At 41.4% G+C, this 23,391-nt stretch carries 23 protein-coding genes; 9 read left to right on the top strand and 14 right to left on the bottom strand.

Going from position 1 to position 23,391, the window contains the following annotated elements; genetic code table 11:
- Positions 1-5: 5 nt before the first annotated feature.
- Positions 6-776 carry a glycosyltransferase family 2 protein gene (locus tag NSQ64_RS19215; protein ID WP_268381952.1) on the bottom strand — a complete coding sequence of 257 codons (771 nt, stop codon included), beginning with the start codon at positions 774-776 and terminating at the stop codon, positions 6-8.
- A 184-nt stretch (positions 777-960) separates the two neighbouring features.
- Between NSQ64_RS19215 and NSQ64_RS19220 the strand changes: the two genes are divergently transcribed.
- The 3 genes from NSQ64_RS19220 to NSQ64_RS19230 all read left to right on the top strand — a co-directional run bounded on the left by NSQ64_RS19220 (position 961) and on the right by NSQ64_RS19230 (position 3,199).
- The gene (locus NSQ64_RS19220) at positions 961-1,626 is read left to right on the top strand and encodes a hypothetical protein (protein ID WP_341018371.1); all 666 of its coding nucleotides are present in this window, start codon (positions 961-963) and stop codon (positions 1,624-1,626) included.
- Between the two features lie 281 nt (positions 1,627-1,907).
- Complete coding sequence (gene gerQ, locus NSQ64_RS19225; RefSeq protein ID WP_007497781.1) at positions 1,908-2,450, top strand: spore coat protein GerQ; 543 nt, start codon at positions 1,908-1,910, stop codon at positions 2,448-2,450.
- A gap of 131 nt (positions 2,451-2,581) precedes the next feature.
- Complete coding sequence (locus NSQ64_RS19230) at positions 2,582-3,199, top strand: cupin domain-containing protein (protein WP_019743221.1); 618 nt, start codon at positions 2,582-2,584, stop codon at positions 3,197-3,199.
- A 42-nt stretch (positions 3,200-3,241) separates the two neighbouring features.
- On the opposite strand, the gene NSQ64_RS19235 is transcribed toward NSQ64_RS19230, so the two are convergent.
- From NSQ64_RS19235 to NSQ64_RS19245, 3 genes are all read right to left on the bottom strand, one after another.
- Positions 3,242-3,613 carry a DUF423 domain-containing protein gene (locus NSQ64_RS19235; RefSeq protein WP_003215282.1) on the bottom strand — a complete coding sequence of 124 codons (372 nt, stop codon included), beginning with the start codon at positions 3,611-3,613 and terminating at the stop codon, positions 3,242-3,244.
- Between the two features lie 67 nt (positions 3,614-3,680).
- Positions 3,681-4,991: a purine/pyrimidine permease gene (locus NSQ64_RS19240; protein WP_341017864.1), complete on the bottom strand. Its 1,311-nt coding sequence runs from the start codon at positions 4,989-4,991 to the stop codon at positions 3,681-3,683.
- A gap of 33 nt (positions 4,992-5,024) precedes the next feature.
- Positions 5,025-5,357 (bottom strand): YwdI family protein, encoded by a 333-nt coding sequence (locus tag NSQ64_RS19245; RefSeq protein WP_341017867.1) that lies wholly within the window; start codon positions 5,355-5,357, stop codon positions 5,025-5,027.
- 172 nt (positions 5,358-5,529) lie between these two features.
- Between NSQ64_RS19245 and NSQ64_RS19250 the strand changes: the two genes are divergently transcribed.
- Positions 5,530-6,888, top strand: coding sequence for an aldehyde dehydrogenase (locus NSQ64_RS19250; protein ID WP_341017869.1), 1,359 nt, complete (start codon positions 5,530-5,532; stop codon positions 6,886-6,888).
- A gap of 26 nt (positions 6,889-6,914) precedes the next feature.
- On the opposite strand, the gene NSQ64_RS19255 is transcribed toward NSQ64_RS19250, so the two are convergent.
- Together NSQ64_RS19255 and NSQ64_RS19260 are read right to left on the bottom strand one after the other, a co-directional pair.
- A complete protein-coding gene (locus NSQ64_RS19255; RefSeq protein ID WP_017360124.1) occupies positions 6,915-7,601 on the bottom strand; it encodes a uracil-DNA glycosylase in 687 nt (228 codons plus the stop codon).
- Positions 7,598-8,425 (bottom strand): glycosyltransferase family 2 protein, encoded by an 828-nt coding sequence (locus NSQ64_RS19260; RefSeq protein ID WP_024719483.1) that lies wholly within the window; start codon positions 8,423-8,425, stop codon positions 7,598-7,600. Before NSQ64_RS19260 ends, NSQ64_RS19255 begins: the two co-directional genes overlap by 4 nt.
- Before the next feature lie 127 nt (positions 8,426-8,552).
- On the opposite strand from NSQ64_RS19260, the gene NSQ64_RS19265 reads away from it, so the two are divergent.
- The 3 genes from NSQ64_RS19265 (at position 8,553) to NSQ64_RS19275 (ending at position 11,515) form a co-directional block, all read left to right on the top strand.
- Positions 8,553-8,858, top strand: a complete 306-nt coding sequence (locus NSQ64_RS19265) for a general stress protein (RefSeq protein ID WP_341017871.1) — start codon at positions 8,553-8,555, stop codon at positions 8,856-8,858.
- 125 nt (positions 8,859-8,983) lie between these two features.
- Positions 8,984-9,793, top strand: a complete 810-nt coding sequence (locus NSQ64_RS19270) for a bifunctional hydroxymethylpyrimidine kinase/phosphomethylpyrimidine kinase (protein ID WP_008343648.1) — start codon at positions 8,984-8,986, stop codon at positions 9,791-9,793.
- A gap of 867 nt (positions 9,794-10,660) precedes the next feature.
- On the top strand, positions 10,661-11,515 hold the full coding sequence (locus tag NSQ64_RS19275) for a helix-turn-helix domain-containing protein (protein ID WP_268381960.1): 855 nt from the start codon (positions 10,661-10,663) through the stop codon (positions 11,513-11,515).
- Positions 11,516-11,894: 379 nt separating this feature from the next.
- On the opposite strand, the gene NSQ64_RS19280 is transcribed toward NSQ64_RS19275, so the two are convergent.
- The 5 genes from NSQ64_RS19280 to NSQ64_RS19300 form a co-directional block, all read right to left on the bottom strand.
- Positions 11,895-12,149, bottom strand: coding sequence for a hypothetical protein (locus NSQ64_RS19280; RefSeq protein WP_008359596.1), 255 nt, complete (start codon positions 12,147-12,149; stop codon positions 11,895-11,897).
- A 187-nt stretch (positions 12,150-12,336) separates the two neighbouring features.
- Complete coding sequence (locus NSQ64_RS19285; protein WP_341017875.1) at positions 12,337-13,794, bottom strand: sucrose-6-phosphate hydrolase; 1,458 nt, start codon at positions 13,792-13,794, stop codon at positions 12,337-12,339.
- Positions 13,795-13,813: 19 nt separating this feature from the next.
- Positions 13,814-15,202 (bottom strand): sucrose-specific PTS transporter subunit IIBC, encoded by a 1,389-nt coding sequence (locus tag NSQ64_RS19290; protein ID WP_008345474.1) that lies wholly within the window; start codon positions 15,200-15,202, stop codon positions 13,814-13,816.
- A 255-nt stretch (positions 15,203-15,457) separates the two neighbouring features.
- Positions 15,458-16,291: a PRD domain-containing protein gene (locus NSQ64_RS19295; RefSeq protein WP_026050173.1), complete on the bottom strand. Its 834-nt coding sequence runs from the start codon at positions 16,289-16,291 to the stop codon at positions 15,458-15,460.
- A 51-nt stretch (positions 16,292-16,342) separates the two neighbouring features.
- Positions 16,343-16,621 (bottom strand): hypothetical protein, encoded by a 279-nt coding sequence (locus NSQ64_RS19300; RefSeq protein ID WP_341017878.1) that lies wholly within the window; start codon positions 16,619-16,621, stop codon positions 16,343-16,345.
- 501 nt (positions 16,622-17,122) lie between these two features.
- On the opposite strand from NSQ64_RS19300, the gene NSQ64_RS19305 reads away from it, so the two are divergent.
- Together NSQ64_RS19305 and NSQ64_RS19310 are read left to right on the top strand one after the other, a co-directional pair.
- Positions 17,123-19,546 carry a S8 family peptidase gene (locus NSQ64_RS19305; protein WP_268363140.1) on the top strand — a complete coding sequence of 808 codons (2,424 nt, stop codon included), beginning with the start codon at positions 17,123-17,125 and terminating at the stop codon, positions 19,544-19,546.
- A gap of 81 nt (positions 19,547-19,627) precedes the next feature.
- Positions 19,628-19,855 carry a hypothetical protein gene (locus tag NSQ64_RS19310; protein ID WP_024719490.1) on the top strand — a complete coding sequence of 76 codons (228 nt, stop codon included), beginning with the start codon at positions 19,628-19,630 and terminating at the stop codon, positions 19,853-19,855.
- Between the two features lie 11 nt (positions 19,856-19,866).
- Here the strand turns inward: NSQ64_RS19310 and NSQ64_RS19315 are convergent, their stop codons facing one another.
- The 3 genes from NSQ64_RS19315 to NSQ64_RS19325 form a co-directional block, all read right to left on the bottom strand.
- On the bottom strand, positions 19,867-20,871 hold the full coding sequence (locus NSQ64_RS19315; RefSeq protein ID WP_341018374.1) for an LLM class flavin-dependent oxidoreductase: 1,005 nt from the start codon (positions 20,869-20,871) through the stop codon (positions 19,867-19,869).
- Positions 20,872-20,925: 54 nt separating this feature from the next.
- On the bottom strand, positions 20,926-21,675 hold the full coding sequence (gene nfsA, locus NSQ64_RS19320) for an oxygen-insensitive NADPH nitroreductase (RefSeq protein ID WP_341017882.1): 750 nt from the start codon (positions 21,673-21,675) through the stop codon (positions 20,926-20,928).
- Between the two features lie 110 nt (positions 21,676-21,785).
- The gene (locus NSQ64_RS19325; protein WP_008345489.1) at positions 21,786-22,997 is read right to left on the bottom strand and encodes an FtsW/RodA/SpoVE family cell cycle protein; all 1,212 of its coding nucleotides are present in this window, start codon (positions 22,995-22,997) and stop codon (positions 21,786-21,788) included.
- Between the last annotated feature and the right edge of the window lie 394 nt (positions 22,998-23,391).

Raw genomic sequence — 23,391 nt, forward strand, 5'->3', positions numbered from 1 at the left:
TAAGGTCACCTCCCATGTCTTTGTTTTAATATATGGCGGAGCTCCCTGCAGGTAGACTGCGGAGGAAGTGCTTGAATAAAGGCACTTTTCTCTTCTTCTGCCAGCTGATAGTGAATCGACTGTTCCGTGATGTAATTGATATCTAATACTTCATCAAAGGGATAGAACGGATAAAAATGATTCAATCGAAAAAAGAACCGGGCGTCCCCTATTCGATAAAAATGTGGACTCTCATCCCAGTAAGACCCAAATTCAGCATGAATTTTTGTTAAAATAGAAGCACGATGAACAACCGAACAATGATCTATAGCGCAAGGTGCATTCCATTGCACTGTTTGCGCAGGTCGAATGGTTTCCTTTATTGGCTCTTTTTTGCTATTTAAATAGATTACTTTCGATCCAGAATAGACAATATCTTCACATGGGCGGGCATCTAGGTAACGAGTGAGCTTCTCTAAACGATCCAGAGCATAGACATTGTCATCTGTGGCATAGGAAATATACTCGCCCTTTGCCAGTTCTAACGCTTGATTAATCAGGACGGCGTATCGGGTTTTCGCTGTTCTCTCCTCCAGCGTTTTGACACCGCTTTGGATAAAATGAACGCGTGAATCTTTACGGAAAGGCTCAATAGCAGCAAGGGTTTTTTCGTTTGAACCATCGTCCATGATGAATAGCTCAAAGTCTGACAGCGTCTGCTGCAGGATCGCTTCAATTGATCTACCGACGTAAGCCGACTTGTTGTAGCTCGTCATAATGACAGTTACTTTTGTCAAAATTTTCACCTCAGTCTCTTTCAAACTATGGTTATCATATGTGTTTCCTCTTAAAGAGACTGTAGAGTGACCTATTTTTTATAAAATTGGATTTTTTTATCGATCTATCTTTGAAAAACGTGAACACTTTGGTAATATTAGTAATCATTTATGTGTATTAAAGGAGTAAAGAACATTGGAAGTTATGAAGAATGATCTCCCCAAAGAAGAGGAAGCAAAAGGATTTTTTCGGTTTTTAAAAATTTTCGTCGCGACTAAAACAATTATTCGCTCATATCAACATTCCTCTATTCCAATTTGGCTGATGATGCTCCTTGCAAGTATCGCTGGTACGGGCTGGGTCTACGAAGGGTATTTTAGCGAATATATGGGCAATCATATTCCATTTCCTTTTATTCTGTTACAAGGTGCAGGATATGGTATTTTAGCAGGCAATCTCGGTCTATTTTTCGGTGTACTCATCCTAAAGTTGTTAGGACGCCTTTTTTTCGGCAGTCAAACCGCGTATCGAGATGTACTGAAAGCCTGCTCGCTGTCGATCTTTTTCCCTTCTGCTTTATTTGCACTCAGTTGGATTTTCACGATTGGCATGCTCGGTCCGTATACGTTTGTCAAAATCTCACCCTATTTAGATCAGCATTATGAAATTTGGTATTATCTTGATCTTTTTACTGTTATTGACACTTATGCAAAGACGTGGATATTAGGAATGGCTATTTTAAGCATTGCCGCTGTGATGAAGCTAAAATTATGGCAAGCCTTTCTCGTTGTGATCACACCGCTTGCGGCATCTTTTCTCATCGTGACACTTTCATCTGATCTCCAGCGAGCTATAAATTGGATAATGTAAGATTGATCACCTGATCGAAATGAATTTCGTATCTTGTGCACTGAATCACAGACCTAACGAAGAACGCGGGTGGGTTTTCTATAACGCTGAAAAGAAAACAAAGGGCTATTTTAGCCCTTTGTCAACAATCTGCGGGACTGCATGGCAGTTCCTTTTTTTCGTTCAATGTACATATTCTCTCTTCCTGTCTCATAGTGTGAAAGAGAAAAAGAATGCTATGGAAACAACAGGCGCTTTTCTGCCTTCTGTTTAGAACACCATGAGGAAAGAGGAGGAACGTTATGAAATTGAAAAATCAATTTGGGCAAGGTTCGGGTTTCGAAGGTCAAGATTTTCGCCAGCAACAATATGGAGCAAATCCGTATCCTGCGCAGCAGATGGGTTATTCAGTCCCTCCCCAAACGCAGGGTCAAATGCAAGGTCAAATGCAGCAGGGGTATTCGCCAATGCCGTCTACTGGTACTTCACAAGGAGGCCAAGGTGGGCAAAGTGGCGGGCAGCCCTATCAAATTCCTTCGGGACCGATTTATCAGCAGAACGTCACCGGTCAGCTGCCGCTTGAGCAGTCCTATATTGAAAATATTTTACGATTAAACCGCGGCAAAGTAGCCACGATCTATATGACGTTTGAGGCAAGTAAAGAATGGAACTCTAAGATTTTTAGAGGGGTCATTGAGGCCGCAGGACGTGATCACATTATCATTAGTGATAACAAAACTGGGACACGATACTTATTGTTAACAATCTACCTTGATTACATTACGTTTGATGGGGAAATTCAATATGACTATCCATACTCGATGTCTACGTATTCTCCGAGATAACCTCAAGGTCCTATCAGCAGCAAGGTGCAGACGCCCTTGCTTTTTTCTTTTGTCTAGGTTTTTGACACACCTTCGGGGGAAGGCTCATAAGATGCCTAGTAGTTTTTATTAAACGCCTAGAGGTGACATCAATGACTGTTGAGCTGGATTATACATCGCCGAATGTCAAATATTCATTTGATCTGAACCAAAGCCCCCTTGTGAAATATGATCAACACAACCTGATTAATGTTTTAGGAAAAAAACAATTAAATTCGCTCGATCAAGTATCTCTGCTGGATATATATTTGAGTAAAAGCAAAGTAGTAGAGCCTCATTATCATCAAAATGCTGCCGAGCTTGTTTATTGTATCGCCGGCTCTGCTGCTGTATCCATGTTGAACCCTTTTACAAAAAAGCTGTCCACCTACACCATTACCCCTGGGCAGGTAGCCAATGTGCCACAAGGCTGGTGGCATTATGAAGTCGCCTTGCAGGACAAAACCCATTTGTTAGCCATTTTTAACGCATCGACGCCAGAAGTCATCTTAGGTTCAGACCTTCTAACCCTCACGCCTTCACACATCATGGCACATACTTATTGCATGAACGAAACGCAGTGGAAGCAGGCGACGCAGCCTGTGAAACCTGGTGTGTTTATCGGACCTTTCTGCCACCGGGAGGAAGAGACACAAACGCACCCTGTCCCCCCTTCCCACTATGTACCTTATTATCAAGCACCTCCGAACTATTCTCCTTATTGGAGTTAAGAAAAAAACCGATGCCCCTATGAGAGCATCGGTTTTTTTATCTTATAAATTTTTTGCTGCTGCAATCACTAGCATGATCCAAGAAGCGATAAATGCCACTCCGCCAATTGGTGTAATGGCACCTAGAATCTTCACCTGAGTCAAGGCAAGCACATAAAGGCTTCCTGAGAAGAAAAGAATGCCTGCCAGCATCACCCAGCCAGCGGTCGGCACTAGGGAAACACCTGACAGCTTATCTGCCAGAAAAGCGACAATAAATAGGCCAATGGCATGGAACATCTGATATTGAACCCCTTTATTCCATATCTCAATATACTTTTCAGGAATTTTCCCTTCCAGTCCATGTGCACCGAAGGCTCCAAGACCAACCGCAAGCATGGCGTTAATGGCACCTAATATGAAAAATAGTTTCATTCGTCATTCTCCTTATCTCATCAATTATGTTTATCATAGCGCGGGTCTTATCCAACATTCAACTTTCCTATGATGCTGACACGAGATTGTCGGATTTCTTCTTCTTTCGCAGCAACACTTGATCGACCACAATTGCAATCAGCGTGCCAAGAACAAGACCATTGCTCAATAAAGAAATCAGCACAGGATGCATGCCTTTCAATGCCCCTTGTGGCACAAACATTGCGCCCACGCCTGCTAAAACAGCGATGCCAAGCACAAATCGAATGCGCGGGATGTCTTCTTTTTCATACTGATCGAATTCAGACATAGCAATCCCAATCATAGAAGAGAACACCACAAAGTTCACAGCCAGCCCCACAGGAGAAGGCAATGCAGAGAAAAAGCTCATCATTAATGGAAATAAACTAATGAGGACAATGAGCAGACTGCCAATAAAAAATGGCTTTCTCGATGGAATTTTGGTTGTTTGTATAAAGCCCGCTGCCCCCGAAATAGGGACAGGCGCAATCGCACCAATCAGTCCGCTTAGCAAATGACCAAATGCGGCGACAAAACCAGCCGGTCTGGCTCGTTTTCGCTCACGCAGTTCACCAAATGCCTTCACGGAACTTTCCACAATTCGAATACTTGCCAGCATATTCACAATGAGTAAGATCGTAATAAAAAAGGACGTGACAAGCAGTCCACTGTCAAAGACTGGCATGCCAAACGGAAACAGTTTTGGAAACTCAATGATCTGCTCAGGAATGCGAACTGGCTTCGCTAGTCCGAGTAAAGCAAATAACAGCCAGCCGCCTGCAAGTGCGAATAACACAGAAAACTGTCTTAAATAATGCCATTTTGAGCGGCTGATCATGAAGGTGATGACAATAATCAAGATCGATAGACAAAAGACAAGCCCATCTACCTGATTTCCCCGATAGCCGATCCCCATCAGCCCTTTCATGATTGGCTGACTTAACTGCACAACAAGTAGCAGCAAATAAATACCTGTGACAACTGGCGTAAATAAAGACGCAAGCCAATTAATGATTTTAAAGAGACTAAAAATAAAAAAGAACGCAGCACTAAAAATTAAAGCCCCTTGTAATGCTTGCAAGGTTTCAGGATATGTGGCAAAAATCGTCCCTGTCATGCCTGCATAAAGGGTATATACCCCCCACCACAGCCCTGCTGGACTTTCATTGATCGGCAACATATGACCGCATAAACACTGCACCATCGCCACAAGTCCAAGTGAAAAGAATGTACTCTGAATCAGTTCCGCCGACTGCACTTGATTTAATTCAAATGCTTGTGCAATCGCAATCGGCACAGCAATAGAAGCTGCGATAAAAAATGCCATCCACTGAATGGCGCCCAAAAATAGTTTCAACCCGATCACCTTCCCTTTGTCGTGACAAGACCATTAAAAATCAAGAATAGAGTCACCGTTGCCATCTTTCTCTTGTTGACCCTCTTCTTTATGCTGAAATTTCTTTGCACCGCTAGTGCCCATCAATTTCTCTAGCATGGCTTGATCCGTAGACACAGCCGGTGCAGATGGTGTCTGTATAGATGGAGGTGGTGAAATGACCGAAGACTGCGGCATTTGCACCTGTGATGATGTGTCGAGAATGACATCACATAGTGAAGAGATGACCGCCGCTTGACGTTTCACCTCTTCATCATTTCCACTTTGTTTTGCTTTTTGAATGGCTTCCTCCATTTTTTGAAGCAGACTTGATATATGAATATTCAAGGGTAGACCCTCCAATCTAAAAAATTCGTTTTCCAACATTATTTTACCAAATGAACAAACCGAATGGGTTCATTTTTTCAAAGCTGTGTGCTTCTGATCCTCTTATTTGACCCTTACCCAAGATTCACACATAATAAAAAAGAAACAATATCGTCTTTGAAAGGACTGAAAGATGAGCAAACTCACTGAACTCATTCACAAACAAAAAAACGTGCAAACACCAGCTGTTCAAGAACGAATCCGCCTTCTTAACGATTTGAAAAAAGCCATTAAACATCATGAAAAGGACATATTACAAGCCTTAGCCCATGATTTACATAAATCCGAACAGGAAGCCTATACAACAGAAATTGGCATGGTATATGAAGAGATCAATCATACCGTCAAACATCTTCACAAATGGGCCAAACCATCTCGCGCGAAAACACCTCTGACCCATATCGGATCGAAAAGTATGATCATTAAGGAACCGTACGGAAGTGTTCTGATTATTGCCCCTTGGAACTATCCTTTCCAATTGGCCCTTTCGCCATTAGTTGGAGCCATTTCTGCCGGAAATGCCGTTACTTTAAAACCGTCAGAATTAACGCCGCATGTCTCAAACGTGATTGGCACGATTGTGGAAAGCGTGTTTCAAGAAGATCTTGCAGCGGTCGTTGAAGGCGGTGTGGATGTCAGCACAGAGCTTCTGAAACTGCCTTTTGATTATATTTTCTTTACTGGAAGTGTAGCCGTCGGCAAAGTTGTCATGGAAGCGGCTGCAAAGCATCTCACACCTGTCACACTTGAGCTCGGCGGAAAAAGTCCATGCATTGTCATGCCTGATGCAGACATCAAACTCGCTGCGAAGCGAATCACCTTTGGTAAATTCACGAATGCTGGTCAAACATGCATTGCACCAGACTATTTACTTGTTCATGAATCGATCAAAGAGGACCTATTGCGTGAAATGACGACCTGTATCCGTGACTTTTACGGGGACCAGCCTGAAACAAATCCGCATTTCGGAAAAAATGTCAGCCAGCGTCATTTTGATCGACTTTCACAATTTCTCTCAAATGGCACGATTGTGACAGGTGGACAGCGTAATGAACAAGAGCTCAAAATCGCACCGACCATTCTAGATCACATTACATGGGAAGATCCTGTGATGCAGGAGGAAATTTTCGGACCTCTTTTGCCTGTCATCACATTTGACTCTCTTCAAGAGGCAGCTGACATGATTAAGGCAAGACCGAAGCCGCTCGCTCTTTACTTATTTACAACAAATAAAGAAACAGAATCCTATATTCTAGACAACCTCTCATTTGGCGGGGGCTGCATCAATGATACACTGATGCATGTCGCCACTCCATATTTACCATTTGGAGGCGTTGGTGAAAGCGGTATCGGACGATATCATGGAAAAGAAAGCTTTTTCACCTTTACACATGAAAAAAGTGTCCTGCGCCAGACCAATCGCTTTGATTTTTCTTTCCGATATCCAAATGCGAAAAACGGACTCGACATTGTCCGCAAATTTTTAAAATAAACAGGACGAAGGGATTTTCCCTCGTCCTATTTTGATTCGATGTCCTTGATACACCAGTTGATTTCATCGATCCCCATTTGCTTTAAATAGGCGTTTACTTTTGAGAACGGACGGCTGCCAAAAAAGCCGTTTCTTGCAGAAAAAGGACTTGGATGAGGTGACTCAATGATGTAATGCTTGCTTTGATCAATTCGTTCTTTTTTATTTTGCGCATGTCTGCCCCAAAGCACAAAAACGACTGGCTGATCTCGGTCATTCAGGACGTCGATGACGCGGTCTGTCACACGTTCCCAGCCTTTGCCTTTATGCGAGTTCGCTTCTCCTTTTCTTACAGTGAGCACGGTGTTTAACAGCAAAACACCCTGCTCTGCCCAGCTGACAAGCGAGCCATGGTTAGGGACCGGACAGCCCAGGTCATCCTTTAGCTCCTGAAAAATATTTCTCAAAGATGGCGGATGTTTGACACCAGGCTGAACAGAAAAGCTTAATCCGTGTGCCTGTCCTGGACCATGATAAGGGTCTTGTCCCAAAATCACGACTTTCACATCTTCATACGACGTCAAATGGAGGGCACGATAAATGTCATCTGGCTTTGGAAACACGATCTGCGTACGATATTCTTCCTTTACCCACTCACGTAATTCCTGATAATATGGCTGTTCAAATTCACTTTTCATCACAGCCCACCAGCTATCATTTAAAAATGGCTTCATTGCGGTTGTCCTCCTTCTGTCTGCTGTGCCAATCTTGAGATCATCGGTTTTCCATCCCATACAATCTCACTCTCTGATTCTCGTTTTTTCATCGCTGGTTCTTCTAATAGGACAGCAAAGTTTGCTGTCGGCAAATCACCCAGCCCATGCTTTTCACTCAGATCATCTAAATAGTTCTTCCTTGTTTCACCAAGATCACTCGACTGATTGCCCCCACCATCAAAGAACGCATAGATCACACTGGCAGTCGGCACTCGTTTGGCTCGTGCATGCTGCGTAACACGCAGGAAAAAGTCCCAGTCCCAGTAGTGATGCATCGCTGGATCAAAATAGCCGATCTCATCGTGTATGCGGCGTTTGTACATACTACCAGAAGGAACATATGTAGAAAAAACACGCATGTCCTCAATGTCCGCTGTATAAGCAAACAAACGTCTTGATACTGGAAAACGAGTCGCACCTCGTTCTTCAAACGAAACAATTTCCGCATCCGAAAAGACAAAATCAGCGTCTTCCAGCGCCTTGCTCATACGTTCAATATGACAAGGCGTAAAATAATCATCGTCATCACTCAGCATAATGACGTCACCTGTCAGCTCCCGCACCCCAACATTTCTTGCGTTCACATGCTGGACATTCTCATCTAAATGAATCAAGCGGATTGGCAGCTCTGGATAGAGTTCCTGAATCACGTCCACTCGCTCTCCTGCATCATTTACGACCACAATTTCAAAAGGCTGTACGCTTTGTCTCGAGATGGATTCAAGCAGTTCACACAATGCGCTCAGCCGGTTATGTGTCACAATTAATAAAGAAATCTTCATATCGGCCTAACTCCTTTAATAGATTCGTCTTTTTCATTAAAACATAAATCGGCTTTCTTCTCATGATATAAAAGACGGTTTGATTGATCGAGAAAATGGGAATTTTTGATGAAAAGGAGTGATGATAATGGAATTTTTCACAGTTGAGAATAGTAAAGAAGCCAAACAGACGATCGAACAGATACAGTCAGCAAAGGACGATGTGTTTGTTTTTGCGTATGACCCCGAACGCTCTGATAACGTTACTGAGTATACGGAATCAAAGAGCATGACAGCTGTCGATCAAGGGATTTTAGATCAGATCGCCAATGTCATTCGCACCAGGGATGATGAACTGATGGCCAAAATGATGTCGACCGGCGCCGATCAAGAATTAGCCTTAACGCTTTTAGAGGAGCTGAAAAAAGGGAAATTGGTGATTTGTAAAAGATAAAGAATGAGCGTTCCATGAAGAGTGGAACGCTTTTTTATGCCGTTTCATTGTGATAAATGGAAAAGCTGATTATAATAAGGGATAGAACAGTAACTGTTACACATCACATTGGAGGTTCAGCAACTATGTCTATGAATAAAGCACTCACCATCGCAGGTTCGGATTCAAGCGGCGGTGCAGGTATCCAAGCAGATTTAAAAACGTTTCAAGAAAAAAACGTCTACGGGATGACAGCTTTAACCGTTGTCGTTGCAATGGATCCTCATAACAACTGGGATCATCAAGTGTTTCCAATCGATACATCAACAATCCGCGCGCAGCTCTCGACGATCGTGGAAGGCATCGGTGTAGATGCGTTAAAAACAGGTATGCTGCCAACAGTTGACGTCATTGAACTCGCAGCTGAAACGATCAAAACATATGAGCTGAAAAATGTCGTCATTGATCCTGTTATGGTATGTAAAGGTGCGAACGAAGTCCTTTATCCAGAGCACGCTGAAGCATTGCGCGAAAAGCTCACACCACTGGCAACAGTTATCACACCTAACCTTTTCGAAGCAGGTCAATTAAGCGGCATTGGCGAGATCAAAACGATGGAACAAATGGAAGAAGCCGCAAAACGCATCCATGAACTTGGTGCAAAATATGTGGTCATCACTGGCGGCGGTAAGCTAAGCCCAGATAAAGCGATTGACTTGCTTTATGATGGACAAACCTTCGAACGCCTTGAAACAGATAAGATCGACACAGAATACACACACGGCGCAGGCTGCACATTCTCAGCCGCAGTCACAGCTGAACTAGCCAACGGCTCAGACGTGAAAGAAGCCATTTATGCAGCAAAAGAATTCATCACAGCTGCCATTAAAGGCTCGTTCCAACTAAACGAATACATCGGACCAACGAAACATTCCGCACATCGTTTGGACAAATAAGGGGGAAATTATCGCAATAAACCATATGTATAAATAAATTTCAAAGTAATTTATAAAACTTACAGAGCGTATTGATGTGTAAACTAGTCAGCCCTTTAATATTGCACAATTCATCAATAGTTGAACTCCCTTTTTATATTTGTTGCATTCTATATGTAATAAGTAAATTTTGGGGGTTCAACTTATATCAGTATTACAAGCCTTCCGCTCAGTCATTATAAGAGTTCTTCCACTTAGATATTTCCTGAATTCACCTATTTTTATAAACTCCGAATGTTCCATTCATTTGATTTAATCAATCTTAATTCGTTTTGATACTATCTTTTCCAAAGATACCTTTCCACATCTTCCGTGGAACATAGAGTTCACATAAAGCGACAATTTTTGGTACTCTTTAAGTCGAACTTCTCCTGATTTCATCTCAAAAGAAATTTTTTATTTCGGTACAACAACATCGACGATTACTTCTCTATTACCTAAGTATTCTTTAAAGTTTATAGAAGCAGTTATTAATATTAGGCGAGAAATCATCATCACGACAAATATTCATATTTCAACCCGCAAAATAAACACAATTTTAATACTCAAATAAATATTAAACCAAGGTCAAGGAAAATAAGAAAAATTGTCGCCATTATGAATACATATGATGTTTTTCTATCTTCATTCCAAAAATTAAAAATTAAAATAAAAGATACTATTGTAGTGATTAAAGCCCAAATTATCATTTAGTCAACCCTCCTCTATATTTGTAATGCTGTTTATAAATAGTTCTCTACGCTTTTTTCATTTTCCAGGATTTATTATATTATGGTGTGAACCATTCATAACATTTTAGTCAAATAAGACTGAAAGGGGACATTAAAATTGCTTAACAATATAGGACGGACTATGCGATCAATTAGAAAGAACAAAGGATATACTCAGCATTATGTTTCTAGTGGTTTACTATCACAAAGTGCTTATTCAAAGTTTGAACTACATCGAATCGACATACTTGCGTCATCTTTTATGGCTTTACTGGAAAAAGTAGACGTTTCTTTAGATGAGTTTCACTATATTATGAACGATTTTCAATATACTCGAAGGCAAAAGTTTATTAACGATTTTTTTCGTACGACTTTCAATCATCCAAACAAATTAAGACAATTGATAACAGAATCTGAAAGGTTGCTATCAGATTCGGAGGACCAATTGGTCAGTGATATTCAATGTATTTGTACAGCTTTAATAGTGCTCCATGAAACGGGTAGTATTGAACAAGCACGCAATCACGTAGATACTGTTTGGGAACGTCTTTCTAAGCATGAAAATTGGTACCTGATTGATATTAGACTGATAAACTCTATACTTTTTATATTTCCTATAGAAACGGCTATACATATAGCAAAGAATGCATTGAAAAGACTTAATAAATATAAGAATTTTCAAGATACTTATAAAATTGAAATTAATATTCGAGTTAATTTTTCGCTTCTTTTAATAAAATACAATAAATTTAAGTCGGCATTAGTTGTATTAGAAGAAGCAATCCCTCTCTGTAAAAGACATGGTGCATACAGGGAGATGGCCATCTGCTATGGTCGTAAAGGGATATGTCTAAAAAACTTAAACATGGCTTCACCTGAAGAGTATACTGAAAAAGCTGTAACAGTCCTTAGTATACTAGAGGAAAAAAAACTAGAAGAGATGTTATATACGGAGATCAAAAACTATTATTAAAGCCATAAAAATAAATTCCACAATTCAATAAGATACAAAATACAATAATTGATCTCACTTTACTGGATTGAAAGTGGGTTCAAGAAATACATAAAAGAATCTCAAAAAATAATCCTAAGACAGACCTTAGGATTATTTTTACTATCTACTCATATATTAAATAAAATATGGATATCAGTTCTCTGTTTTGAGAAGAATGGTTATCCTTCCGCATTGTAATGTTTCTTGCACTTTTATAACTCATATACATTAAATATTCTATCTACAAATTTCTATTTATCTTCATACATTAAGATTTAGAATAAAACTGACATAGATAATCTTTAAATAAAAAAAGCATACCCGCACCCAGGTACACTCTTTCACCATACTTTTTTACCTACTTTTGCTGATCAGATTCTTTCGCCATTTTTCGAATAAAGGCTTCAATGGATTCAACAAATAAGGCATATTCTTTCATTTGTTTATACGTATCTGACAGCTTCTCTTTTAATTCTTCCTGCTCTAGAGAAGGTTCACCGAGAATAGATTGGACTTGAATCAGCAATTCTTTATATTCTTCACGTTTATCTTCAACATGATCTGCCATTGTCTCCAAGCGTTTTCTAGTCGTCGGCTGCTGTTTTGAATTCAAGTAAACAACCCCTTTTTGTCCTACCGCATTTGGATAAACGTCAGCCTCAGCTGTATATATTTTAAAATGATACCATAATTGAACCTGTTATCATATATGTAAAACGTCATCAAACCGCTTCAGGCCAACCTTGTATATACATGATATAGGCTTTAAGATACAGGCTGATCTCACTAGAAAAAGCAGATCAATGATCTGCTTCTTTTTGCAAATGCCACGTCTTCAATTTAAGCTTCGTTTCATTTCTACCACTGATGGAGATTGATTTATTTCCCGGGGAAGGAAAGTAACGTGCAGTAAATACTTCCCGGCCTCCGTTGACAAAAATCTCAATCGATGATGCATCAATAAAGATATGCAAATCCTGTAATTCATCAATTTCTACTTCACGAACTTCCTTTGTTCGATCTTCAAATCGATCTCGCTCTAACGTTAGTTTGCCTTCATCTTTATCATAAATGATACGAGCAGCAGCACGGATACAGCATTCAAATCCTTTTTGTGTTTCAATTTGATCAATGAATACCTCTGCGCTCGTCAAATCTTCAACAGGAATGGAGTGAACAGATCGTTTAACGTGAAAAACATGCTCCTGCTCATTTGTCCGCATAGATCGAAGTTCACTTACCGGCTGTTGAATAAGACGCCCTTCATCATCTAAACGAAGCTGTCTCGGAATCGTCAAACAATGGATCCATTGATAAGAGACAGTTGGGTGATGCTCTTCCCCTTGATCTGGTACACCCATCCATCCCATTAAAATGCGTCTGCCCGATTCATCTTGGAAAGTCTGCTGTGCATAAAAGTCAAAGCCACGATCCAGCTCCTCAAACGCTCCATGCGTATATTGGTAGGTACGATCATCCAATGTACCAACAAAATAACCAGATTGATGTGTATTGTTGTATTTGAATCCATCAGGCTTCAGCCCCTGTGGTGACACGATCAATACATCCTGACCGTCTAATTCAAACAGATCTGGACATTCCCACATGTATCCGAAATGGTCTAATCCATTCTTTCCACTGCCTGCAATAATGCCTTGAAACGTCCAATTGTCTAATGTATCAGATGTAAATAAGACAAGATGTCCTTTGAGATCTTCACTTTGTGCTCCAAGGACCATGTACCACTTTCCATTCCGCTTCCACACCTTCGGGTCACGAAAATGTGCAGTGAATCCCGCTGGCAAAGTCGCCACGACACCTTTTTTCTCAAAATGAACCCCATCCTCTGACACAGCTAAACATTGATATGTCTCACGGTTCCCTTGCTCGTCACGGACATTTCCGGTATACATCACGTACATACGACCATCGTCAATGACTGCACTGCCAGAATAACAGCCATTTTGATCAAACCAATCACTTGGCGTGAGGGCAGCCTCTTCATGCTGCCAATTCACTAGATCGGTTGATGTGTAGTGACCCCAGAATTTTGCCCCATGTCCTGTTTTAAATGGCTGCCATTGATAAAACACATGGTAGACTCCCTTCCACTGAATCAATCCATTCGGGTCATTTAAAAGACCGACTGGCGGCATTAAATGGAAGTTCTGACGGTACACATCTTTTTTCACCAAATGCTCATAGTTTCGAATACGATCTGTTACCTTTTGACGAAGTGCTGCGTCCGTTGTTGTCATCACTGTGACCACTCCTTGATTATTTTTCGACTTCTTTGACTTTAAAGATGATGGTAAGAATAAATGAAACAGCAACAGCTATTAACATACCAATAACATAATTTACCACATTTTGTAAACCAAATGGGGCTGCAATTGCAATCATCGGAATCCCTGTTAAACCATAAGCGTTGGCGGCTACCTTTGTGAAGACGACAAACGCCCCGCCTAATGCACCTCCGATCATTGCAGCAATAAATGGCTTACGATAACGAAGATTCACACCGAATATGACCGGCTCAGTAATACCTAAGAAAGCAGAAAATGCTGCTGGTAATGCAATTTCTTTCGTTTTTGCACGCTTTGCTAAGAAAAAGACCGCTAGCCCTGCTCCGCCTTGAGCGACGTTAGACATGGCCCAGATCGGCAGCAAATAATTCCGTCCAATATCATTTAGAAGTCCTGCCTCAATCGCATGGAAGCTGTGATGAACACCTGTCAGTACAATTAAAGAATAAGCGCCTCCAAAAATAAGTCCAGCTAAGAATCCTGCATGGTCATAAACATAAGTGAGTGCATTTGAGATTCCTGTACCAAGCATTCTCCCTAGCGGTCCTACAGCAATAAACGTCACAAATCCAGTCACAATCACCGTCACAAACGGCGTCACAAGTAAATCAATACTGTTCGGCACAACTTTTCTTAAATTCTTTTCAATCACGCACATGATATACACAGTCAATAACACGGGAATGACCGTTCCTTGGTAACCAAGAAGCGCAATATCAAAATTGAATAGATGCATATATTCTGGTTTTGCGTCTGTCAGTCCCCATGGATTCAGCAAGCTCGGGTGAATCATAATGCCCCCAATGACAGCTCCTAAATATGGATTTCCACCAAACTCTTTGGCTGCACTAACCCCAATTAAAATCGGTAAAATGATAAAGGCAGCACTTGAGAACATATCTAGCATTTGGAAGATGGCAGAGCTTGGATCAGCCCATTTGAAGGCTTTCATCATACCTAATAGGCCCATTAATAAACCGCTTGCTACAATCGCTGGAATGATTGGTACAAAAATATTCGATAGCGTCTTGGCAAAACGTGCAAGTGGATTCATTTTTTGCTTCACGGCTTCATCATGGCTGGCAGGTTTTTGATTCTCGTCGTCTGCCTCAAGACCCGCCTCACGAGCAAAAGGCTCATATACTTTGTTGACAGAACCTGTTCCAAATATGATCTGGAATTGACCCGAGCTTGAGAAGGCACCCTTCACACCCTCAAGTTCTTCAATGGCATCTTTGTCAATCAACGCCTCATCTTTCATCACCAATCGGAGTCGTGTGGCACAATGTGTTGCGCTAATGACATTTTCTTTGCCGCCTAATAATGTTGTTAATTCTTTGGCTGTTTTTTGATAATCCATGTTGTCTCCCCCTTTTTTTAAAACAAAAAAGACCTAAAATTCACTAACGATTAAAGGACATACACGTCCCCTCGTTACGCAAATTTTAGGTCTTGCCTGCCTGACAGTCACAATCCCACGATATTGATTTTTGATTACGCTTTCATCATAGTATAAGAGCGCGACCTGCGTCAACCTATTTTTTCGAATCAAATGACCCATATACACTAATTAGAGTAGTGTGCATAAAAAAAAGCCTGCGGACAGGCACAACCTTTACACCAATTCGGCATCCTGCAGACGCTGGACATGCAGCGTGATGTAGCCGATCTCCGATTCAGGGAGATGAAGTCCATATTCTTTTTTCAGCAAATCAGCCAGTCCAAGTGCACACCGGTAAGCCGAATCATACTTTGTTTGGATAAAAGTCAGCATGTCATCGTCCATGATTTGAAATGCTTCATTCGATTCCAACCTGCCCAATGCATACCTCAAATGTGTCACAAGCCGCTGATATGAAATACTATCCTCATCAATCGAGCGCTCAAAAACGCTTTCGATATGCTCGATCATTTCTTTGATCATCGTTGTGTATTTGACCGTCTTCTTCATGGACTCCGTATTCATTTTGGCCGTATGAATATGAAGTGCCACATACCCTGCCTCATCGTCCGGCAGGTCAACCCCAAGCCGCTCCTTTACATAACGAATGGCATACTTTCCAATATCATATTCCTGCTTATATAAGACTTTGATCTCACCAAGCAATTTATTATATAGCACAATGCCTTTTTGAACGCGTTCAATGGCAAAGGATAAATGATCTGTCAGTGAAATGTGGATATGATCACTGAGCGGCATCATGAGTTCACCCTCTGCATAACTAATAATATGCTCTGCCACCTCAATATGCGCTTCTGGCAATGTCGCAAGAATTTGTTTAAACTTCTCATTTTCTTCACGCACAACAAAAATCTTCTCTATTTTTTGAACGGGAACGACGTCATTTTTCCCCTTCTGAAAAGCAATTCCGGGCCCCATCACAATTTTCTCCTGATCACCCTCCTTTACAACCACTGCATTGTTATTCAATATTTTATATATCTTCAAGGGGCATCCTCTCCCACAGATAACGTGTCTTATGTGGGATTTTACCCTGTTTCAACTTTTCTGTAAAGATAAGAGCGGACCGGCACGCGCCTCCCTCGTTGTTTTTTCATAAAGCATCATCAGACTTTCTTGAAACGGCTTTTCTATCCTGCGCTTCTTCTTCTTTTCATCTGCCAGTTTCTCTAGCTTTCTCTCATTCACCGCAAGAAAGAATCCTCCATCCACTGCTGCCACTTTAACCCCTTGCTTCTTCAGCAGCTCACCAGGATTCACAAGCACATTCATCACAAAACCAAACCATACACTCAACCAGTTCTTCCATTTCTTCACTGAACATCCCTCCGATTTCCTTAGAATCTAGCAGTTCTAGCAAATTAACTGTTCCTATCATATCCCGAGAAAAAAGAGAGGTTTGTCACAATCTGGGTGAAAAAACGAACTAGTTTTCAGAAGTTTTGTTGAAAAGTGCAGAAGATGATCATGTTCCACAATGTTTCTATGAAAATTTTATACACACACTATCCCAAAGATAAGCACATCTTATCAACAGGGTTTATCCACATATCAACACCCTCTTACTAGATTTTGTGTATGAGATTTTTTTATTTTCCATATATATATCTGAATAATTGAGTTATCAACAGATTATTGTGCATAAGTGTGACTTTATAAACAAAATAGTTCTTTATGACTATGTAAAATAAGACCATTTCAGTAAAGGAATTGGTTTCATCGTATGGAATACTTAATAACGGGCAGTGAATCTTTCCTATTTATCCACAAAAAGAAAGGCTATCTCCCTAAATACACAGCTAGAAAGGGGAAAATTAATTGAAAAAAGTAATCTCTCGTTCTTCTGTTCTATTGTTCTCCACTATTTTTACCTTATCCACATTCTTTTCAGGTCAGGCTGCTGCCGCTCCATCGAACAAACAGGTGGAACTGGAAAAAGCAGAAATCTTCGGCGAAATCAATGTTAAGTCTAGAAAACACACCACTGTCATTGTTGAATTAAAGGAAAAATCCTTAGTTGAAGCCAAGCAAGAAGGCGAAGCACAAACAAAAGCCTCCCTCAAAAAATCTCGAACTAAAGTAAAGAATGCAGCACTCAAAAAGTTAGATAAAGCGAGTGTTCGTCAAGAATATGAAAAAGTCTTCTCTGGTTTCTCTATGAAACTTCCTGCAAACGAAATCCCGAAACTGCTCGCAGTTGACGGAGTAAAAGCCGTTTATCCGGATGTTACATATCAAACAGATGAAGTGAAAAAGAAAAGCGTCCAGCTTCCTCATGAGGATGTCTCTCCACTCATGGATAAAAGTGCTCCATTTATCGGTGCCCCAAAAGCTTGGGATGCCGGCTACTCTGGAAAAGGAGTAAAAGTCGCTGTCATTGATACTGGAGTAGATTATACCCACCCTGATTTAAAAGGAAACTTCGGATTATACAAAGGCTATGACTTTGTTGATAATGACTATTCTCCACAAGAAACACCAAAAGGAGATCCTAGAGGCGAATCGACAGATCATGGTACACATGTCGCAGGAACAATTGCGGCAAATGGACAAATTAAAGGTGTCGCAAAAGATGCTACCCTTCTCGCCTATCGTGTCCTTGGACCAGGCGGATCAGGAACAACTGAAAATGTCCTTGCAGGCATCGACCGGGCTGTCACTGACGGAGCCGATGTCATGAACCTTTCTCTTGGAAACAGTGTGAATAACCCTGATTATGCAACAAGCATCGCACTGGATTGGGCCATGTCTGAAGGGGTTGTCGCTGTGACATCAAACGGAAACAGCGGGCCAAACAGCTGGACCGTTGGATCTCCTGGGACATCAAGAGATGCTATTTCTGTCGGAGCCACTCAGCTTCCGTACAGTCTATACAACGTGAAATTCCCGAACTATTCAACAGCAAAAGTGATGGGCTACTATCAAGAAAATGATTTAAAAGCACTTGACCAAAAACAAGTCACACTCGTCCAAGCAGGCATCGGTGACGAAAAAGCTTTTGAAAACATCGATGTCAAAGGAAAGGTAGCAGTGATTGAACGTGGAGCCATTGCCTTTGTTGATAAAGTGGACAATGCGAAAGCTGCTGGTGCGATCGGCGTTGTCATGTACAACAATACCGATGGAGAAATCCCTGTGGATGTACCAGGTCTAGCCCTTCCGACGATTAAGCTGTCAAAAGCGGAAGGAACAGCACTTGTTAAAGCCATTGAGGCTGGTAACAATACAACAACTTTCTCGATTCAATTTGTGAAAGAGTTAAGTGAACAAGTCGCTGACTTCTCATCTCGCGGACCTGTTGTCGATACGTGGATGATCAAACCAGATCTTTCAGCACCTGGCGTGAGTATTGTCAGCACCATTCCGACACACGATCCTTCTCAGCCATACGGCTATGGATCGAAGCAAGGAACAAGCATGGCATCTCCTCATGTAGCCGGAGTAGCAGCGATTATTAAACAAGCAAAACCATCCTATTCTACAGAACAAATTAAAGCGTTAATGATGAATACAGCAGAAACATTGTATGATCCAAATGCTAACCCGTTCCCTCACAATACGCAGGGCACAGGCAGCGTTCGAATCATCGAATCACTTCAAGCGTCTTCTATTGTGTCTGATGCAAGCTATTCGTACGGCACTTTCTTAAAAGAAAAGGGCGTTCAAATCAAAACGAAGAAGTTCAAAGTAGAAAACCTGTCAAAAGCACCGAAAACCTATACCATTGATTACAAGTTCGATGGCAACGGCATTAGCACAAACGGCACGAAAAAAATCACAGTGAAAGGGAATTCCACAGGGTCCTTTACTTCCGCAGTACAAGTGAATTATGGAAAAACGAAAAAAGGAACGTACCAAGGCAGTATCACCATTCGCGAAAATGGCAGAAAGGTCACTGAAATCCCTACTTTATTGATTGTAAAAGAGCCTGATTACCCGCGCGTCACTTCGGTTTCTGTAGAGCCGGATAACCGTGCTGGAAGCTATGTTATTAGCAGCTATCTCCCAGGTGGTGCTGAGAACCTTGCATTCCTCGTCTACTCGACAGATGGAGAGTATTTAGGTGAAGCAGGAGTTTATCAACATGTTGATAAAGGAGAGCATCGTGTGAAATGGAATGGCACGATCAATAAAGGACAGAAGTTAGAAGCAGGTGAGTATACAATGCTTGCGTATGCGAGCCTGAAAGGTAAATCAGATACGGTTCAAACGAAAGAACCATTCGATATTTATCCTGAATAAACAAGAATCACATAAAAAGCCTTGTATGAGCCCATCAGCTCAACAAGGCTTTTCTATCATGTATGGAGGAAAGAGAAATTCATGTTGATATGGCTATGGATCGTTTCTTTTATGACAGCTTTTTTTCTCACGATCACCTTGGTTTATTTTTTTACCTTTTTACATGCAAAACAGCCTCGTCCTTTTCATCAAGCATGTGAACTGACTGTCTATACCACCTGCATTTATCCGCTTAGCTTGGCGGTGACAGCTGCCTTTATTCTCACCATGATGCTCCTCTATCCCTTTTATTGGCTGCGCAAATGGTAAAATGACATACGTTATACATCAAAAGCTTCTTTTAATAAACGATACGATGTGAGACGGTCTTGCATGTGATGTGTGATGGTCACAGCGATCACTTCATCTGTACGATACGCCTTTGCGAGTGCTGTCAGCTGCTGCTTCACAGAGGACGGCGTGCCAACAACCATTCTCTGTCGATTGGCTGCTACTCGTTTTTGTTCATATGGACTGTAGGAATAGGCCTTTGCCTGTTCAAATGAAGGAAAGCCACCAAGGTTCTGTCCTTGTTCGTTAGCTAATAATGATAAATCTAAGCTGACAGCCAATTTTTCTGCCTGTTCCTCTGTTTCTGCACATAAAACGAAGACCGCAAGACTGACACGCGGCTCATCACCAAATTCTGAAGGTTCAAATCGGCTGATATACTGCGACACAGAGTCTTCTCCGCCTTCTCCATTAATGAAAAGAGCAAACGTATAGCCTGCACCTACTTTTGCGGCAAGCCGTGCACTTCCTCCAGAAGAACCTAACATCCATACCTCTGGGGCAGTTTCTACCTTCGGAGAAGCAGTCAGGTGAGGCAGCGGATAAAATTCATCGGCTAAATCATGTAAATACACCCTTAATTCTTCTACCTGCTCAGGGTATTGATCACCAAGTCGCTTCCGTTCTCCATGATGAAGGGCAATGGAGGAGATCGGCATACCTCCAGGAGCACGTCCAATGCCAAGATCAATTCTGCCCGGAGCCAAGGCTTCGAGCACTCTGAAGTTCTCTGCTACTTTATAGGCACTGTAGTGAGGAAGCATGACACCGCCTGAGCCAATACGGATATGTGACGTCACAGCTGATAAATGACCGAGAAGCACCTCTGGACTCGATCCTGCGAGCCGGTTTGAAAAGTGATGCTCTGATACCCAAAAACGATGATAGCCCCATTTCTCTGCCTGCTTCGCCAGCTCGACTGTTTGCTTCAGCGCCTCAGCAGGCGTCGCATCTCCAATCAAAGGAGATTGATCCAGTATACTTAATTTCATGATGTCGCACCTCTTACACAAATCCCCCTCTCTCACTCGAAAGGGGGATTTCCTGATTTATTTTCGATTAAAGCCCTTCTCTTTCACAAAATCTCCGAGGAAAGCACGTTTTGGCTGGCTAAAGCCTCGAAGCATTTGCTCAGACCATGTATCTTTTCTCTCACCGTTTGTTCGTTCTTCATAATATGATGAAATACGATCATCGTATTCTTTTAAATAACGATCCACATGAGCTTCGTCTTGCTGATATGTGTTTTCATGATAGATCAGCTCAACGGGCAGCCGTTCCTTTTGAGATGATGGATTGGCAGGATGTCCTATGGCCAGACCGAATAGCGGCAGCACATAGGAAGGCGTTTCAAGTAACTCGGATACTTCCTTCAGCTGATTACGCAGTCCGCCGATATAGCAGATGCCAAGTCCCATAGATTCTGCGGCGACACTGACATTTTGCGCAGCGAGCGCCGCATCAATCACACTGATAAGAAAGGCTTCAGTATTCTCAAGCGCTTCTTGATGGTTCTTTCCTGCTTTTTTTGCGATATAGTCGTGGCGTTTCAAGTCTGCACAGAAAACAAAAAAATGCCCATTCTTCTCAACGTATGGCTGATTTCCAGCCAGTTCAGCAAGCTTCGCCTTCTTCTCCTGATCTGTTACACCAATGATACTATACGCCTGTACATAGCTTGATGTCGAAGCAGCCTGTGCACTTTTAATAAGTGTCAGCACCTCTTCCATTGTCAGACGCTCATCTGTAAACGAACGGATGGACCGATGATTTAAGATGGTTTCTATCGTTTTATTCAATTCGAAGACCTCCTTCACTCCTACTATCATAAGTCAAATGAATATTACTTTTCAAAAGTTAGAACTCACGCCAAAAAGGCAGCCTACGCTTAGACTGCCCTTTACCCGTTTTATTTAAATAAATAACTTTGATATTTCGTTAATTGAACACTTGCATTATAGGCGATACCAAATCCAATAAGAACAGATAAAACAGAGCTTCCCCCGAAGCTGATGAATAAGAGCGGTATCCCCGTTACAGGCATGACGCCTATGTTCATACCAATGTTCTGGAATGTATGGATGACAATCAATGCTGTATATCCTACACAGAAAAATGACGCAAACCGGCTATAAGGATGGATACGGTCGATCAGTACAACAAGCCGATAAATCAGGAAGAAGAACATGATGACCACAAATGCGCAGCCGACAAAACCAAAAGCTTCCCCTATGATAGAGAAAATCATATCTGTCTGAGCTTCTGGAACATATACTTTTAAGTTCTTAACACCGTTCCCGAAAATTTGTCCTGCCCCAATTGCCATAATGGCTTGCTCGACTTGATATTTATCCGATCCAGATGCATCCTGTGTCTGGGCTTGGTTAGCTGTCGAAGAACTATCAGGCAGCCAAGCGGTAATCCGGTTGATCTGATACTGCTGAATCCCGATCTTTTGTGCGAAATCAGGGAATAGAATAATCACGGCTAACACAGCGGCAACTAAGAGCACAACCACTGAACCGATGAGAGAGATCAATTTCCAGTTGACCCCTGATAAAAAGACCATGACAACGACAATAAACATACATACCGCAGCCGTACCTGCATCTTGCAAAAAGATGAGTCCGACTGGTACAGCAGCCACGCCGGCAATTTTTAATAGTAGGAAAATATCATCTTCTAATGTTCGTTTTCCTCTTGGGGTTGCCTTCCCAATGACAGAGGCGAGCATCATAATCAAACCAATTTTCATGAACTCTGAAGGCTGAAATGTTCCAATTCCCGGTAACACGAACCAACTTTTTGCACCATTTTTAATTGGAGCAAAATCATGACCTGCAATTTGTGCAGGGGCAATTTTCAAAAGAATTAAGAGCATAATGCCGCCTATAAAAATATATAGACTTAACTTTTCTAATTGTTCCAGATCGAAGTAATTAATAGCCACAATACAGATGACCCCGACCATGTAGTAAATGATCTGTCTGGTCCATGCATTAGATCCATATTGCCCAAACTGTCCCGCAGCATAAATAGCGATGACACTGATGGCAAAGAAGGCTAAAAATATAAAAATCAAATCTCCTTGATAGTAAGGAGATGTATTCTGCTTGTTCATGAACTAACCACCCTTATTACAAAACATAAAAGCCCTTATTTATATTAGATTGAAATTTTCACAAAAGCAACTCACCTTAAATATGACGGAAGTGACACCTGAAAGGTTCCATTCTAATTTCAAAAAATGAAATACTTTTCATCCTAATAATAGGAAAAAATCCCTTTCTACTCTATCATGACAACCGATCATAAGTCCTTTAAAAAGATTATTTTACAGATTTTAAGGGGAAAATTCAATGACTTATGTGGCGATATGAAAGGTTAACATCTTGCCAGCATAAGCTTAACTGAGGTATAAGAAAAAAACAATTTCTGCGGAATAAGGCCCATTTTCCAATTATTGAGTTTACTTCAAAGTCAATTGTGGTATAATATTTGTAACAAAATGTTCA

Origin of the sequence: Bacillus sp. FSL W8-0183 (genome assembly GCF_038006825.1) — a bacterium.
In the GTDB taxonomy this organism is placed as follows: domain Bacteria; phylum Bacillota; class Bacilli; order Bacillales; family Bacillaceae; genus Bacillus; species Bacillus altitudinis.

Coding starts and splice junctions, on each gene's coding strand:
- NSQ64_RS19260 (WP_024719483.1), bottom strand. CDS start 8,425: ATGAAGATTTCTTTATTAATTGTGACACATAACCGGCTGAGCGCATTG.
- NSQ64_RS19325 (WP_008345489.1), bottom strand. CDS start 22,997: ATGAACAAGCAGAATACATCTCCTTACTATCAAGGAGATTTGATTTTT.
- gerQ (WP_007497781.1), top strand. CDS start 1,908: ATGAAATTGAAAAATCAATTTGGGCAAGGTTCGGGTTTCGAAGGTCAA.
- NSQ64_RS19220 (WP_341018371.1), top strand. CDS start 961: ATGAAGAATGATCTCCCCAAAGAAGAGGAAGCAAAAGGATTTTTTCGG.
- NSQ64_RS19250 (WP_341017869.1), top strand. CDS start 5,530: ATGAGCAAACTCACTGAACTCATTCACAAACAAAAAAACGTGCAAACA.
- NSQ64_RS19270 (WP_008343648.1), top strand. CDS start 8,984: ATGTCTATGAATAAAGCACTCACCATCGCAGGTTCGGATTCAAGCGGC.
- NSQ64_RS19265 (WP_341017871.1), top strand. CDS start 8,553: ATGGAATTTTTCACAGTTGAGAATAGTAAAGAAGCCAAACAGACGATC.
- NSQ64_RS19285 (WP_341017875.1), bottom strand. CDS start 13,794: ATGACAACAACGGACGCAGCACTTCGTCAAAAGGTAACAGATCGTATT.
- NSQ64_RS19290 (WP_008345474.1), bottom strand. CDS start 15,202: ATGGATTATCAAAAAACAGCCAAAGAATTAACAACATTATTAGGCGGC.
- NSQ64_RS19310 (WP_024719490.1), top strand. CDS start 19,628: ATGTTGATATGGCTATGGATCGTTTCTTTTATGACAGCTTTTTTTCTC.
- NSQ64_RS19255 (WP_017360124.1), bottom strand. CDS start 7,601: ATGAAGCCATTTTTAAATGATAGCTGGTGGGCTGTGATGAAAAGTGAA.
- NSQ64_RS19230 (WP_019743221.1), top strand. CDS start 2,582: ATGACTGTTGAGCTGGATTATACATCGCCGAATGTCAAATATTCATTT.
- NSQ64_RS19235 (WP_003215282.1), bottom strand. CDS start 3,613: ATGAAACTATTTTTCATATTAGGTGCCATTAACGCCATGCTTGCGGTT.